Source organism: Limnohabitans sp. Rim11, assembly GCF_001269365.1.
Lineage (GTDB): Bacteria > Pseudomonadota > Gammaproteobacteria > Burkholderiales > Burkholderiaceae_C > Limnohabitans_A.
On sequence record NZ_CXOM01000005.1, the window covers coordinates 95,449 to 108,985 of the forward strand.

The 13,537-nt window shown below is 53.4% G+C and carries 16 protein-coding genes and 4 tRNA genes; 17 read left to right on the forward strand and 3 right to left on the reverse strand.

Features of this window, described 5'->3' with window-relative positions:
• Positions 1–5 precede the first annotated feature (5 nt).
• The 5 genes from rpsK to AMM03_RS13105 all read left to right on the forward strand — a co-directional run bounded on the left by rpsK (position 6) and on the right by AMM03_RS13105 (position 2,918).
• A complete protein-coding gene (gene rpsK, locus AMM03_RS13085; protein WP_055359588.1) occupies positions 6–410 on the forward strand; it encodes a 30S ribosomal protein S11 in 405 nt (134 codons plus the stop codon).
• An 81-nt stretch (positions 411–491) separates the two neighbouring features.
• Complete coding sequence (gene rpsD, locus AMM03_RS13090; RefSeq protein WP_090132338.1) at positions 492–1,115, forward strand: 30S ribosomal protein S4; 624 nt, start codon at positions 492–494, stop codon at positions 1,113–1,115.
• Between the two features lie 103 nt (positions 1,116–1,218).
• On the forward strand, positions 1,219–2,211 hold the full coding sequence (rpoA, locus tag AMM03_RS13095) for a DNA-directed RNA polymerase subunit alpha (RefSeq protein WP_090132304.1): 993 nt from the start codon (positions 1,219–1,221) through the stop codon (positions 2,209–2,211).
• A gap of 156 nt (positions 2,212–2,367) precedes the next feature.
• Positions 2,368–2,754 (forward strand): 50S ribosomal protein L17, encoded by a 387-nt coding sequence (gene rplQ / locus AMM03_RS13100; RefSeq protein WP_090132306.1) that lies wholly within the window; start codon positions 2,368–2,370, stop codon positions 2,752–2,754.
• A gap of 87 nt (positions 2,755–2,841) precedes the next feature.
• Positions 2,842–2,918 (forward strand) — tRNA-Met (locus tag AMM03_RS13105).
• 116 nt (positions 2,919–3,034) lie between these two features.
• On the opposite strand, the gene AMM03_RS13110 is transcribed toward AMM03_RS13105, so the two are convergent.
• From AMM03_RS13110 to thiL, 3 genes are read right to left on the reverse strand one after another with little or no spacing between them, the layout of a single operon-like run.
• The gene (locus AMM03_RS13110; RefSeq protein ID WP_090132340.1) at positions 3,035–3,544 is read right to left on the reverse strand and encodes a CinA family protein; all 510 of its coding nucleotides are present in this window, start codon (positions 3,542–3,544) and stop codon (positions 3,035–3,037) included.
• On the reverse strand, positions 3,544–4,035 hold the full coding sequence (locus AMM03_RS13115) for a phosphatidylglycerophosphatase A family protein (protein WP_228764702.1): 492 nt from the start codon (positions 4,033–4,035) through the stop codon (positions 3,544–3,546). Before AMM03_RS13115 ends, AMM03_RS13110 begins: the two co-directional genes overlap by 1 nt.
• A gap of 9 nt (positions 4,036–4,044) precedes the next feature.
• Entirely contained in the window at positions 4,045–5,010 is a 966-nt protein-coding gene (thiL, locus tag AMM03_RS13120; protein ID WP_090132307.1) for a thiamine-phosphate kinase, read from the reverse strand.
• A gap of 79 nt (positions 5,011–5,089) precedes the next feature.
• On the opposite strand from thiL, the gene rpe reads away from it, so the two are divergent.
• The 12 genes from rpe to AMM03_RS13180 form a co-directional block, all read left to right on the forward strand.
• On the forward strand, positions 5,090–5,773 hold the full coding sequence (gene rpe / locus AMM03_RS13125) for a ribulose-phosphate 3-epimerase (protein ID WP_090132309.1): 684 nt from the start codon (positions 5,090–5,092) through the stop codon (positions 5,771–5,773).
• 10 nt (positions 5,774–5,783) lie between these two features.
• On the forward strand, positions 5,784–6,455 hold the full coding sequence (locus AMM03_RS13130) for a phosphoglycolate phosphatase (RefSeq protein ID WP_090132343.1): 672 nt from the start codon (positions 5,784–5,786) through the stop codon (positions 6,453–6,455).
• Positions 6,456–6,670: 215 nt separating this feature from the next.
• Positions 6,671–8,170, forward strand: coding sequence for an anthranilate synthase component I (gene trpE, locus AMM03_RS13135; protein WP_090132311.1), 1,500 nt, complete (start codon positions 6,671–6,673; stop codon positions 8,168–8,170).
• Between the two features lie 5 nt (positions 8,171–8,175).
• On the forward strand, positions 8,176–8,754 hold the full coding sequence (locus AMM03_RS13140; RefSeq protein ID WP_090132313.1) for an anthranilate synthase component II: 579 nt from the start codon (positions 8,176–8,178) through the stop codon (positions 8,752–8,754).
• A gap of 1 nt (position 8,755) precedes the next feature.
• Positions 8,756–9,817: a low-specificity L-threonine aldolase gene (gene ltaE, locus AMM03_RS13145; RefSeq protein ID WP_090132315.1), complete on the forward strand. Its 1,062-nt coding sequence runs from the start codon at positions 8,756–8,758 to the stop codon at positions 9,815–9,817.
• A gap of 73 nt (positions 9,818–9,890) precedes the next feature.
• Complete coding sequence (trpD, locus tag AMM03_RS13150; protein WP_090132345.1) at positions 9,891–10,928, forward strand: anthranilate phosphoribosyltransferase; 1,038 nt, start codon at positions 9,891–9,893, stop codon at positions 10,926–10,928.
• On the forward strand, positions 10,925–11,713 hold the full coding sequence (gene trpC, locus AMM03_RS13155) for an indole-3-glycerol phosphate synthase TrpC (protein WP_090132317.1): 789 nt from the start codon (positions 10,925–10,927) through the stop codon (positions 11,711–11,713). The genes trpD and trpC overlap by 4 nt, the downstream gene beginning before the upstream one ends.
• A gap of 14 nt (positions 11,714–11,727) precedes the next feature.
• On the forward strand, positions 11,728–12,528 hold the full coding sequence (locus AMM03_RS13160; RefSeq protein WP_090132319.1) for a uracil-DNA glycosylase: 801 nt from the start codon (positions 11,728–11,730) through the stop codon (positions 12,526–12,528).
• 59 nt (positions 12,529–12,587) lie between these two features.
• Positions 12,588–12,673 (forward strand) — tRNA-Tyr (locus tag AMM03_RS13165).
• Positions 12,674–12,791: 118 nt separating this feature from the next.
• A tRNA-Gly gene (locus AMM03_RS13170) sits at positions 12,792–12,865 on the forward strand.
• A 90-nt stretch (positions 12,866–12,955) separates the two neighbouring features.
• Positions 12,956–13,030, forward strand: a tRNA-Thr gene (locus AMM03_RS13175).
• A 44-nt stretch (positions 13,031–13,074) separates the two neighbouring features.
• Positions 13,075–13,537 (forward strand): GTP-binding protein (locus AMM03_RS13180; protein ID WP_194942897.1); only part of this gene is annotated, 463 nt, incomplete at its 3' end.

The following is a 13,537-nucleotide window of genomic DNA, read 5'->3' on the forward strand; positions in this document are numbered from 1 at the left end:
CCACTATGGCAAAAGCCCCATCCAATAGCGCCGCACAACGCGTGCGCAAAAAAGTTCGCAAGAACGTTGCCGACGGTATTGCACACGTGCACGCCTCGTTCAACAACACCATCATTACCATCACTGATCGCCAAGGCAATGCGTTGTCATGGGCTTCTTCAGGTGGTCAAGGTTTCAAGGGTTCACGTAAATCCACACCGTTTGCAGCGCAGGTTGCTTCCGAAGTGGCTGGTCGTGCTGCCATTGAACAAGGCATCAAGAACCTCGACGTCGAGATCAAAGGCCCCGGCCCAGGTCGCGAGTCTTCAGTTCGCGCATTGGGCGCCTTGGGCATCCGCATCACTTCGATTGCAGACGTCACACCCATGCCCCACAACGGTTGCCGCCCTCAAAAGCGTCGTCGTATCTAATTTACAAAGCCCACCGCCATTGCCGTGCTGGCAATGGCTCCCGCATGTCTTGTGCGGTAGTTGACAGAAAAGGAAGATCAAGTGGCACGTTACCTAGGCCCTAAGGCCAAACTATCCCGCCGTGAAGGCACCGACCTGTTCTTGAAGAGCGCCCGTCGCTCTATTGCGGACAAGTCTAAATTTGACACCAAGCCCGGCCAGCACGGTCGCACTTCGGGTCAACGCACATCAGACTACGGTCTGCAATTGCGCGAAAAACAAAAAGTTAAACGCATGTACGGCGTGCTTGAGAAGCAATTCCGCCGCTACTTTGCAGAAGCCGACCGCCGTAAAGGCAATACAGGTTCTAACCTGTTGAGCTTGCTCGAGTCACGCTTGGACAACGTTGTTTACCGCATGGGCTTTGGCTCAACACGCGCTGAATCACGTCAGTTGGTTTCTCACAAAGCTGTCACCGTCAATGGTCAGCCCGTCAACATTCCTTCTTACTTGGTTAAAGCTGGCGACGTGGTTGCTGTGCGCGAAAAGTCTAAGAAACAAACACGTGTTTTGGAAGCTTTGCAATTGGCTCAACAAGTTGGCATGCCAGCTTGGGTTGAAGTCAACATCGAAAAAGTAGAAGGTGTCTTCAAGAAGGCTCCTGACCGTGATGAATTTGCGTCTGACATCAACGAATCATTGATCGTTGAATTGTATTCACGCTAATTTCATCTTGTTTCAATCGTTCCCTTGCTGCGTCGCATCGCAGCTTGGGTGCTTCATCAGCCTTACCGGTGTAACGGACCGGGGGTATTGAGAGGAAGTCTGAATGCAAACCAATCTGTTGAAACCCAAAGCCATCCAAGTCGAACAACTCGGCCCCAACCGCGCCAAGGTTACCTTGGAGCCCTTCGAGCGTGGCTATGGCCATACGCTGGGCAACGCGTTGCGCCGCGTTTTGTTGTCTTCCATGGTGGGTTACTCTGCTACCGAAGTCACCATCGCTGGTGTTGTTCACGAGTACTCTTCCATTGACGGCGTGCAAGAAGATGTCGTCAACATCTTGTTGAACCTCAAAGGCGTGGTCTTCAAGTTGCACAACCGCGACGAAGTCACACTCAGCCTGCGCAAAGATGGCGAAGGCCCTGTCACTGCTGCTGACATCCAAACACCTCACGACGTTGAAGTGATCAATCCTGAGCACGTCATTGCCAACCTGTCACAAGGCGGCAAACTCGACATGCAAATCAAGGTTGAAAAAGGCCGTGGCTATGTGCCTGGTTCGATGCGTCGTTTTGCCGATGAGCCTACCAAATCTGTTGGCCGCATTGTTCTCGATGCTTCTTTCTCACCTGTGAAGCGTGTTAGCTACACAGTCGAAAGCGCGCGTGTTGAACAGCGTACCGACCTCGACAAGTTGGTCATCGAAATGGAAACCAACGGCGCCATCAGCGCTGAAGATGCGGTTCGCTCTTCTGCCAAAATTTTGGTTGAGCAATTGGCTGTGTTCGCACAGCTCGAAGGCAGCGAATTGTCTGCATTCGACGCACCCGCACAACGCGGTGGCGCTAGCAGCTTTGATCCCATTTTGCTGCGCCCAGTCGACGAGCTCGAACTCACCGTTCGCTCTGCCAACTGCCTCAAAGCAGAAAACATTTACTACATCGGCGACTTGATTCAGCGTACCGAGAACGAATTGCTCAAGACGCCTAACTTGGGTCGCAAGTCACTCAACGAGATCAAAGAAGTTTTGGCCTCACGTGGTTTGACATTGGGCATGAAGCTCGAGAGCTGGCCACCTGCCGGTTTGGAAAAGCGTTAATTTGAGACAGGCCCTGAAGGTTTTGCTTTCAGGCCTCCTCACAGAGTCGGCTAAAATAGCAGGCTCTTCAAAAGTCCCTTCCTGAGTTCCTAGGGTGGGCAGTGCACGGGCAGTACCTGATACGGCTGCTTGATTAATAAAGAAAGGATTAGCACCATGCGTCACGGACACGGATTACGTAAACTCAATCGCACAAGCTCACACCGCTTGGCAATGTTGCAAAACATGATGAACTCCATCATTGAGCACGAAGTCATCAAGACAACAGTACCTAAGGCCAAAGAGTTGCGCCGCGTGATCGAGCCCATGATCACTTTGGCCAAAGTTGACACAGTGGCCAATCGCCGCTTGGCTTTCAACCGTTTGCGCGATCGCGACAGCGTCACCAAATTGTTCACCGACCTCGGCCCCCGCTTCAATGCGCGTCCAGGTGGTTACACACGCATCTTGAAAATGGGCTTCCGCGTTGGTGACAATGCGCCCATGGCTTTAGTAGAGTTGGTTGATCGTCCCGATGTGGCCGAGCAAGCACCTGAAGCTTAAGTTTTTGTTTGAGTTGCCGCTTTAACAGCTTTAATTTTAAAACCTTAAGTATTAAAGCTGTTTAACAAGGTATACTCTCGTTTTTACCGCGGGGTGGAGCAGTCTGGTAGCTCGTTGGGCTCATAACCCAAAGGTCGTTGGTTCAAATCCGGCCCCCGCAACCAAATTTAGCCGCAAATATCTCAACAGATATTGCTTGCTCAGTTTAAAAAACCCACTGTGTGTTTTGCACACAGTGGGTTTTTTTTGGGCTAAATAGTGTCTGGTTAAGTAGGCCGGATTAAGTAGGCTGCAATAGTTTTGCAAGATGAGACAACGCCAAAGCCGTAGTGCTTTCACGGACCGACCTTCTATCGCCCGCAAAGACTTGCCGCTGCGATTCAACCATGCCAGTTGATTTGCAAGCCCAAGCTAGCCAGACAGTCCCAACCGGCTTGGCCGCACTGCCGCCACTTGGGCCCGCAACCCCCGTGACCGCCACACTCCAGTCGGCCAATGAGTGCGTAAGCGCCCCTTGCGCCATGGCACGTGCCACTTCCTCACTCACGGCACCGTGGGTCTCAATCAAAGAGGCTGGCACACCTAGCATGTCTGTTTTGGCCGCATTGGAATACGTAACAAAGCCCCGTTCAAACCAAACGCTAGAGCCAGCCAAGTCAGTGCAGGCGGTCGATATCATGCCGCCCGTGCAACTCTCAGCGGTACAAATGCTGAGCTTTTGCAAAAGCAAAACTTGAGAAAGATCAGCACAGATATCTGAAACGCTGACTGCATTGTGTGGCTGGGTCATCACCATACTTTCCAAAGTGCAAAACAAAGCAGGGTACAAAATGCCGCCACAAAGTCATCGAACAAAATGCCAAAGGCACCGCGCCAACCAAAACCTTTGAACAACTGATCGGCCCAAGCCACAGGACCAGGCTTGGCTGCGTCAAAAAATCTAAAAAGCACAAAGGCCATCAACTGTGTGCTGAAAGAAGCCGGCATCAGCAAATAAAGAACCAACCAAAAAGCCACCACTTCGTCCCAGACAATACTGCCGGGATCGGAAATGCCCATGTTGAGCGCCGTCACTTTGCAAGCCCACCAGCCAATCAAGCTGCTGATCATAATGATCAAGCCCAATTCAGCGGCATTGAAGTAAGACTGAAAAGCCCACCAACTGACCCAGGCCCACAAGGTGCCCACCGTGCCTGGCGCTTTGGGCGAAAGCCCTGCGCCAAAACCCAAAGCAATCCAATGCGCTGGATGAGAGAACATGAAGCTGGCGGTCGGTCTCATGGCCAATGCTTAGTCCGTTTTGAAGTGATCAAAGGATTGAAAATCATTGACGACGACATGGCCTTGTGCATCGAGCAAACGCAACTGTTGCGACGCATTGATCTGTCCAATGCGGGTCAGTGGGGTTTGCAATGAAACACTTAAAGCCGCAATGTCAGCACGTTTACTTTCTGGCGCCGTAAAAACCAATTCGTAATCATCACCGCCCGCCAAAGACAGTTGAAGTTGCGTTGCAAGTGGCAAGTTGAAGTGCGATTGAGCCGCCAATGTACTTGCCACACGCGGCGTATCAATGTCAGCGCCCACACCACTGGCTTTGAGGATGTGTTGCAAATCGCCTAGCAAGCCATCGCTGATATCGGCTGCAGCGCTTGCGACGCCTCTTAAAGCCTGCCCCAGAGCCACACGCGGCGTGGGCCTTTCCATGCGCAAACGGGCTTGTTCAAACACTTCTTGCGGCACTGACAAACGGCCCCGAAAAACTTCAAGCGCCAAACGCGCATCGCCCAAAGTGCCACTCACATAAATGTCGTCACCCGCCTTGGCACCGCTTCGCAGCAGCGCCAAATGTGCAGGCACTTCGCCCAAGACTGTGATGCAAATGTTCAGAGGGCCGCGTGTGGTGTCGCCGCCGATCAAATCACATTGATGAACATCGGCCAAGTCCCACAGGCCCTTAGAAAATTCAGACAACCAGGCAGCGTTGACCTCTGGCAAAGCCAAAGCCAACATGAAGGCTTTGGGCTCGGCGCCACATGCCGCCAAATCGCTCAAGTTAACGGCCAAGGCTTTGTAGCCCAACCAACGCGGGTTGACGGTGGACAAAAAGTGTCTGCCTTCCACCAGCATGTCACTGGAAATGGCCAGTTGTTGGCCGGCCCTGACAGGTAAGAGCGCGCAATCGTCTCCCACCCCGAGCGTTGCATGGCGCGCGGGGCGTTTGAAAAAGGTTTCGATCAGGTCAAATTCGCCCATAAACCCGAGCATAACCTCAAGTCCAAAATGCAACGCATCAGGCCCTACAAAACGCAACGCAAAATGCGACAATTCGGACATGACTACCTACCGCATCGCCCCCTCACTTTTGTCTGCCGACTTTGCCCGCTTGGGTGAAGAAGTTCGCAATGTCATTGCCGCCGGCGCAGACTGGATTCACTACGACGTGATGGACAACCATTACGTACCCAACCTCACCTTTGGCCCCATGATTTGTCAGGCTCTCAAGCCGCATGCCAAAACCGCCGATGGCAAAGCGGTGCCCATCGATGTGCACCTGATGGTGCAGCCGGTTGATGCTTTGGCGGCAGCCTTTGCCGATGCCGGCGCCGACCTCATTAGCTTTCACCCAGACGCCTCTACGCATGTGCACCGCAGCGTACAAGCCATCAAGTCCAAGGGTTGCAAAGCAGGCGTAGTGTTCAACCCCGCCGAGTCACTCGATGTCCTGGAGTGGGTCATCGAAGACATCGACTTGATCCTCATCATGTCGGTCAACCCTGGCTTTGGCGGTCAAGGCTTCATTGACAGCGCGCTGCGCAAAGTAGAGCAAGCGCGCAAATGGATTGAGGCGTCTGGCAAAGACATTCGCCTGGAGGTCGATGGCGGCATCAAGGTTGATAACATTCGCCGAGTGGCCGATGCCGGCGCAGACACTTTTGTGGCGGGCAGCGCTATTTTTGGCAAACCCGATTACGCGGCGGTCATTCAAGCCATGCGCAAGGAACTGAGCCTTGGCTAACTTGAGGGGCATGCAGGTTGAGGCCTGCATGATTGACCTCGATGGCACTTTGGTCGACACCATGGGCGACTTTGCGGCCGTGGTGGCCCTCATGCTCCATGATTTGGGCCTGCCTGACCTTGACCGTCTGCATTTAGAAGGCATGGTGGGCAAGGGCTCAGAGCACCTCATTGAATCTGTGCTCAAACGCCAGAAGTCATTGAAAGACCCAAGGGCAGAGCCTCCTTCAGAGGCAGAACTGAAACAGGCGTGGCACATTTACCAAACCCATTACCAGCGGGTGAATGGCCAAGCCAGCGTGGTTTATCCAGGGGTCATGGCGGGGCTTCAAGGCTTGGCGGCCCTAGGCTTGCCCATGGCATGCCTGACCAACAAGCCCCGAGACTTGGCCCAAAAGCTGCTGCAGCAAAAGGGCTTGAGTGAGTTCTTCCAAGTGGTTTTTGGCGGCGATTCCTTCGAGAGGAAAAAGCCCGACCCTTTGCCTTTGCTCAAAACCTGTGAATTTTTGGGCTTTGAGCCCGGCCAAGTGCTGATGATTGGCGACTCGAGCAACGATGCCCAAGCGGCCCACGCGGCGGGTTGCAAATTGGTCCTCTTAAGCCACGGCTACAACCATGGGCAGCCCATTAGAGAGGTGCCGGCCGACCATCATTTGGATTCGCTGGCTGAAATTCTGCTTTAAGCTTTGTTACACTGGCAGCCTCATGATCTTTTTTCATTCATTCTTCGCAGCTCAACTGCCGGCCACTTTGCGCCGGGGAGCTTGGTCTTGGCGTCAGCCAGCTTAATTTGCCTAGAACCGGCAGTGCTTGCGCCTGCCACCGAAGTGTTCAAGGACCCCTTGAGCAAATGAATGAACGGTGTTGACTTTCAACACACCCAACGGAGCCCCAGATCGTGATCACAGAACTTGAATTCAAAAGCCTGACGCAACAAGGCTACAACCGCATTCCACTCATGTTGGAAGCGTTTGCCGATTTAGAAACACCCCTTTCGCTTTACCTCAAACTGGCCCACCACAAAGATGGTGGCAAGTACAGCTTCTTGCTCGAGTCTGTGGTGGGCGGCGAGCGTTTTGGTCGATACAGCTTCATTGGCCTGCCAGCACGCACCTTGTTGCAAGCCCGCGGTTTTGGCGACGAAGCGCGCACCGAGGTGGTAACCGATGGTGTGGTGGTTGAAAGTGCCGCTGGCAATCCCCTCGATTTCATTGAGCAATATCAACAGCGATTCAAAGTGGCGCTGCGCCCAGGCTTGCCCCGTTTTTGCGGTGGCTTGGCCGGCTACTTTGGTTATGACGCCGTGCGTTACATCGAGAAAAAACTTGAGAAAACTTGCCCGCCCGATTCGCTGGGCACGCCCGATATTTTGTTGTTGCAATGTGAAGAGTTGGCCGTGATCGACAACTTGTCTGGCAAGTTGTACCTCATTGTGTATGCCGACCCTGGCATGCCAGAGGCCTATGCCAAAGCCAAGAAGCGACTGCGCGAGTTGAAAGAGCAACTCAAATATTCAGTCAGTGCACCTGTGGTCAGCTCAACGCAAACTTACCCGGCAGAGCGCGACTTCAAAAAAGAAGATTATTTGAAGGCGGTTGAAGAGGCCAAAGAATTGATTGCAGCGGGCGACTTCATGCAAGTGCAAGTGGGGCAGCGCATTAAAAAACGCTACACCGAAAGCCCACTCTCTTTGTACCGTGCGCTTCGCTCCCTCAACCCTAGCCCCTACATGTACTTCTACAACTTTGGAGATTTTCATGTGGTCGGTGCCAGCCCCGAAATTTTGGTGCGGCAAGAAAAAACAGAAGAGGGCGTCAAGGTCACCATTCGGCCTTTGGCAGGCACTCGCCCGCGCGGCGCCACACCCGAAAAAGACAAAGCGGCCGAACTTGAATTGGTCAACGATCCCAAAGAGCGCGCCGAACACGTCATGCTCATTGACCTGGCGCGCAACGACATTGGTCGCATAGCCAAAATTGGTTCGGTCAAAGTCACAGAGGCTTTTGTGGTCGAGCGCTACAGCCATGTGATGCACATTGTGAGCAACGTGGAAGGCATTTTGAATGAAGGCATGACCAACATGGATGTGCTCAAGGCCACCTTTCCTGCGGGCACACTCACGGGCGCGCCCAAAGTTCACGCCATGGAATTGATCGACCGCTTAGAGCCCACCAAGCGGGGCTTGTATGGCGGCGCCTGTGGCTATTTGAGTTATGCCGGCGACATGGATGTGGCCATTGCCATTCGCACGGCCATCATCAAAGACCAAACTCTCTACGTTCAAGCTGCAGCCGGTGTGGTGGCCGACTCTGTACCCGAAATGGAATGGCGCGAAACCGAACACAAAGCGCGCGCCTTGTTGCGTGCCAGTGAGTTGGTGGAAGAAGGCTTGGAGTAATCAACATGAAAAAAATCAAATTGTTGATGGTCGACAACTACGACTCTTTCACCTACAACATCGTTCAATACTTTGGTGAGTTGGGAGCTGACATTGAAGTGTTTCGAAATGACGAAATCACAATTGAAGACATTGCGCAAAGAAACCCCGATCGCTTGGTCATTTCACCCGGACCATGCTCGCCTGCAGAGGCTGGCATCTCGGTGGCTGCCATTCAACACTTTGCGGGCAAGTTGCCTATCTTGGGTGTTTGTTTGGGGCACCAAAGCATAGGTGCGGCGTTTGGCGGCAAGATCATTCGTGCACAAGAACTGATGCACGGCAAAACCAGCGTCATTCAAACCAAGCAAGTGGGCGTGTTCAGAAACTTGCCAGAAAAATTCACTGTCAATCGCTATCACTCTTTGGCCATTGAGCGCAGCAGTTGCCCAGCCGATTTAGAAGTCACGGCCTGGACCGAAGACGGCGAGATCATGGGCGTGCGTCACAAGCACCTGCCCATTGAAGGCGTGCAGTTTCATCCTGAGTCCATCTTGACAGAGCATGGCCATGCCATGCTTCGAAATTTCTTGGAGATCTCCTGACATGAGCGCGCTCACATCATTACCTCGAATTGATTTGCGCAGTGACACCGTCACGCGTCCAACACCCGGTATGCGCGAAGCGATGGCGCAAGCCGCGGTGGGCGACGACGTGTTTGGCGAAGACCCCAGCGTGAATGCGCTGCAAGAAAAACTTGCCAACATGCTGGGTTTTGAGGCCGCGTTGTTCATGACCACGGGAACTCAAAGTAATTTCTGTGGCTTGCTGGCGCATTGTCAGCGCGGCGATGAATACATCGTAGGTCAAATGGCACATTGCTATCGATGGGAAGGTGGCGGTGCCGCCGTGTTTGGCAGCGTCCAACCGCAACCGCTGACACAGCAGGCCAATGGCAGTTTGGACTTGGCCGAGATTGAAGCCGCCATCAAACCCGACGACGCGCACTTTGCCAAAACCAAACTCATCGCATTAGAAAATACATGGGGCGGCAAGGTCTTGCCCCAAAGTTATCTCGATGAATTCAGCGCTTTTGCTTTGCAAAAAGGTTTAGGACGACACTTGGACGGTGCACGACTTTTCAATGCAGCAGTGGCGCAAGCGAACGCTTCGGGCACATCCCCTTACGATGAAGCCAAGCGCATTGCACAATGTTTTGACAGTGTGTCAGTGTGCTTCAGCAAAGGCTTGGGCACCCCCATGGGCTCAGCCTTGTGTGGCTCCAAAGAGCTGATTGCCAAGGCACATCGACTGCGCAAAATGGCGGGAGGCGGTTGGCGTCAAGCCGGTTTCATGGCCGCAGCAGCGACCTATGCTTTAGACCACCATGTGTTGCGCATGGCTGAAGATCATCAGTTGATGCAACACTTGGCCCAAGGATTGAGCGGCATCCCCGGCTTGCAATTTGAATCACCTGAAACCAATATTTTGTTCATTGATTTGGTGGGCGAGTCCAAAGACAAAGGCCCTGCACTTCAAAAATATTTAAAGCAAGCAGGCATCGACATCACGGGCTTTTACCGTTTGCGTTTGGTCACGCACTTGGATGTGGACCGTGCAGCTATTGATCGCACCATTGCGACGGTCCGCCAATTTTTTAACGCTTGAAAACGCAAGCTACCGCATTTAGTCGCACTCAGTTGCATTCCATCATTTTATGAATTCAAAACCAGAGAACGCCATGCCCATCACGCCACACGAAGCCCTGCAAAGAACCATTGAACACCGTGAAATTTTTCACGATGAGATGCTCAAGATCATGCGCATGATCATGAACGGCGAAATGTCGCCCGTCATGACAGCCGCCTTCATTACGGGTTTGCGCGTCAAAAAAGAAACCATTGGTGAAATCACTGCGGCGGCGCAAGTGATGCGCGAGTTCTCTACCAAAGTGGTCATTCCAGACACGCGCCACTTGGTCGACATTGTGGGCACCGGCGGCGATGGTTCGCACACCTTCAATATTTCTACTTGCGCCATGTTTGTCGCCGCCGCCGCTGGCGCCAAAACAGCCAAGCATGGTGGCCGCAGTGTCAGCAGCAAATCGGGCAGTGCCGATGTGCTCGAAAGCCTAGGCGCCAACATCAACTTGTCACCTGAACACATTGCCAAGTGCGTGCAAGATGTGGGCATTGGATTTATGTTTGCCCCCAACCATCACCCAGCCATGAAGAATGTCGCGCCTGTTCGCAAAGAGTTGGGCGTGAGAACCATCTTCAACATCTTGGGCCCTTTGACCAACCCCGCTGGCGCGCCCAATATTTTGATGGGCGTGTTTCATCCCGACCTGGTCGGTATTCAAATTCGTGCTTTGCAGCGCTTGGGTGCCGAACATGCGTTGGTGGTGTATGGCCGCGATGGCATGGACGAGGTGAGCTTGGGCGCTGCCACCTTGGTGGGTGAGCTTAAAGACGGCCACATCACTGAATACGAAATTCACCCAGAAGACTATGGCATGGCCATGGTCAGCAACCGTGCCTTGCGTGTTGAAACACCCGAAGAGTCGCAAGCGGTGTTGCGGGGCGTACTGGACAACCAAGCAGGCGCTGCGCGTGACATTGTCATTTTGAATGCGGGCGCCGCTTTGTACGCAGCCAATGTGGCCCCCACCATCAAAGAAGGCATTGCGCTGGCAAGGCAAGCCATCGAGTCGGGCGCGGCCAAGCAAAAGCTTGAGCAGTTTGTGACCTTTACCCAAAAAGCAGGGGGTGCCGCATGAGCGATATTTTGAAAAAAATTGTGGCAGTCAAGCACGAAGAGATTGCTTTGGCTTCACAAAAGAAATCTTTGGCGGCAGTGCGTGCCGATGCAGAAAGCCGCGTCCTCACGCGTGATTTTGTGGGGGCGATTCAACAGAAGATCAATCAGGGCCAAGCGGCTGTGATTGCAGAAATTAAAAAGGCCAGCCCTTCTAAGGGTGTGTTGCGCGCCGATTTCATTCCTGCCGACATTGCGCAAAGTTATGCAGAACATGGCGCTGCTTGTTTGTCGGTGCTGACCGATGTGCAGTTTTTTCAAGGCAGTGTCGACTACCTAAAGCAGGCCAGGGCCAGTTGCGATTTGCCCGTGTTGCGCAAAGACTTTATGGTGGATGCCTACCAGGTGTATGAAGCGCGGGCCATGGGCGCCGACTGCATCTTGCTCATTGCGGCTTGCTTGGACGACGCGCAAATGAAAGACCTCGAAGCCATTGCGCGCGGTTTGGACATGGCGGTCTTGGTAGAAGTTCACGATGCTGAAGAATTAAACCGAGCACTCAAACTCAAGACGCCTTTGGTGGGCATCAACAATCGCAACCTTCGCACCTTCGAAGTTTCTTTGGACACCACCCTTGGCATGTTGAAGGATGTGCCCGCAGATCGCATCTTGGTCACAGAAAGTGGCATCTTGGCACCTGCCGATGTTCAAAAAATGCGCGACGCCAAGGTCAACGCTTTCTTGGTGGGCGAGGCCTTCATGCGTGCGACAGATCCAGGCCAAGCTTTGGCCGATTTGTTTCACTGATTGGTTTCGGTGTCATGAAGTCAAGCCAGGCCGATTTGTTTGCACAGGCAGGCGGCGATGCTGGTTTGCTTCCCAAGCCGGCCAACCAATTGCAGACTCAAGATTGGCCCGCAAGCTTGGACGGCTTGTCCGAGCCATGGCGTGACATCCTGAGTAACTTCTGGGGCAGTGCCATTGGCCAAAGCTTGGATCTGAAAATAAAAGCGCGGCTGGCTGAAGGCCGGGTTGTTTATCCCCGAACACCTTACCGTGCCCTAGCGCTGACGCCCTTCGACCAAGTTCGGGTGCTGATCCTTGGGCAAGACCCCTACCATGGCCTCGGACAGGCCGAGGGCCTGGCTTTTTCGGTGGGTGTGGGTCAAAAAATACCGCCCAGTCTGCGCAATATCTTCAAAGAAATTCAGCGTGATACGGGGGGTGCCGTGCCTGTTGGGCCAGTTGGGCCGTCTGCCGGCAGCTTAGAGCGTTGGGCCAGTCAAGGTGTTTTGTTGCTCAACACCGCCCTCACAGTAGAGGACGCATCTCCTGCCAGTCATAGCAATTGGGGTTGGGAAGTACTTACTGACACAATTATTCGGGCCTTGGCTCAGCGTTCAAAGCCCTGTGCCTTTTTGTTGTGGGGCGCACATGCACAGGCCAAAGCCGGCCTGATTGAGAGTCCAGGTTTGCAGTCTCGGGCTCACTTGGTCCTGAAGTCCAACCATCCCTCGCCACTGTCCGCTACCAGGCCGCCGCAGCCATTTATAGGATGCGGGCATTTTGGCCAAGTCAATCGTTGGTTGGTGGCCGCCAAACAAAATCCCATTGATTGGTAAATTTCCATGGGGCGCTTGCTGACCCCCAGAAAAAAGTGGCATAATCCCAGATTCGCTGAGGAGGGGTGCCCGAGTGGCTAAAGGGGGCAGACTGTAAATCTGTTGGCTTACGCCTACACTGGTTCGAATCCAGTCTCCTCCACCAGCAAAACTTATCTTGTCAAGACAGTGAGCGTTTGGAATCAGAAGAACGCATTGGGGTCGTTGTCATTTGTTTGACTTCATTCGCCTTGATGATGTGCCTGACTCTGCTGCATGCATATGCGGGAGTAGTTCAATGGTAGAACCCTAGCCTTCCAAGCTAATGACGCGGGTTCGATTCCCGTCTCCCGCTCCAGTTTTTGATGAGGTGGTGCAGTCGTTATTCAGATTGCGTTATTGAGATTGTTAGTGCGGACAAAGTGCCAGTGTGTGCTGAGTCAAGACCGCCCTTGTGGCTCAGTGGTAGAGCACCCCCTTGGTAAGGGGGAGATCGCGGGTCCGATTCCCGCCAAGGGCACCAGATTTTTGAGTTTTAGTTTTTAACGTTTTTTTCGGAGTCGAGAAATGGCAAAAGAGAAATTTGAGCGGACAAAACCGCACGTAAACGTTGGCACCATTGGTCACGTTGACCACGGCAAAACAACATTGACAGCTGCGATCACTACGGTGTTGGCAGCCAAGTTTGGCGGCGCTGCTAAAGCGTACGACCAAATTGACGCAGCCCCTGAAGAGAAGGCCCGCGGCATTACCATCAACACAGCCCACGTTGAGTACGAGACAGAAAACCGTCACTACGCACACGTTGACTGCCCAGGCCACGCCGACTATGTGAAGAACATGATTACGGGCGCTGCTCAGATGGACGGCGCTATTTTGGTGTGCTCTGCTGCTGACGGCCCAATGCCCCAGACACGTGAGCACATCTTGTTGGCTCGCCAAGTGGGCGTGCCTTACATCATCGTTTTCTTGAACAAGTGCGACATGGTGGACGACGCCGAGTTGCTCGAGTTGGTGGAAATGSAAGTTC

What these genes read in the sequence shown, in the direction of transcription:
- rpsK (WP_055359588.1), top strand. Translation starts at nt 6, where the DNA reads ATGGCAAAAGCCCCATCCAATAGCGCCGCACAACGCGTGCGCAAAAAA.
- thiL (WP_090132307.1), bottom strand. Translation starts at nt 5,010, where the DNA reads ATGGGCGAATTTGACCTGATCGAAACCTTTTTCAAACGCCCCGCGCGC.
- rplQ (WP_090132306.1), top strand. Translation starts at nt 2,368, where the DNA reads ATGCGTCACGGACACGGATTACGTAAACTCAATCGCACAAGCTCACAC.
- AMM03_RS13160 (WP_090132319.1), top strand. Translation starts at nt 11,728, where the DNA reads ATGAAGTCAAGCCAGGCCGATTTGTTTGCACAGGCAGGCGGCGATGCT.
- AMM03_RS13115 (WP_228764702.1), bottom strand. Translation starts at nt 4,035, where the DNA reads ATGAGACCGACCGCCAGCTTCATGTTCTCTCATCCAGCGCATTGGATT.
- AMM03_RS13130 (WP_090132343.1), top strand. Translation starts at nt 5,784, where the DNA reads ATGCAGGTTGAGGCCTGCATGATTGACCTCGATGGCACTTTGGTCGAC.
- rpoA (WP_090132304.1), top strand. Translation starts at nt 1,219, where the DNA reads ATGCAAACCAATCTGTTGAAACCCAAAGCCATCCAAGTCGAACAACTC.
- AMM03_RS13110 (WP_090132340.1), bottom strand. Translation starts at nt 3,544, where the DNA reads ATGACCCAGCCACACAATGCAGTCAGCGTTTCAGATATCTGTGCTGAT.
- trpD (WP_090132345.1), top strand. Translation starts at nt 9,891, where the DNA reads ATGCCCATCACGCCACACGAAGCCCTGCAAAGAACCATTGAACACCGT.
- rpe (WP_090132309.1), top strand. Translation starts at nt 5,090, where the DNA reads ATGACTACCTACCGCATCGCCCCCTCACTTTTGTCTGCCGACTTTGCC.
- AMM03_RS13140 (WP_090132313.1), top strand. Translation starts at nt 8,176, where the DNA reads ATGAAAAAAATCAAATTGTTGATGGTCGACAACTACGACTCTTTCACC.
- trpC (WP_090132317.1), top strand. Translation starts at nt 10,925, where the DNA reads ATGAGCGATATTTTGAAAAAAATTGTGGCAGTCAAGCACGAAGAGATT.
- ltaE (WP_090132315.1), top strand. Translation starts at nt 8,756, where the DNA reads ATGAGCGCGCTCACATCATTACCTCGAATTGATTTGCGCAGTGACACC.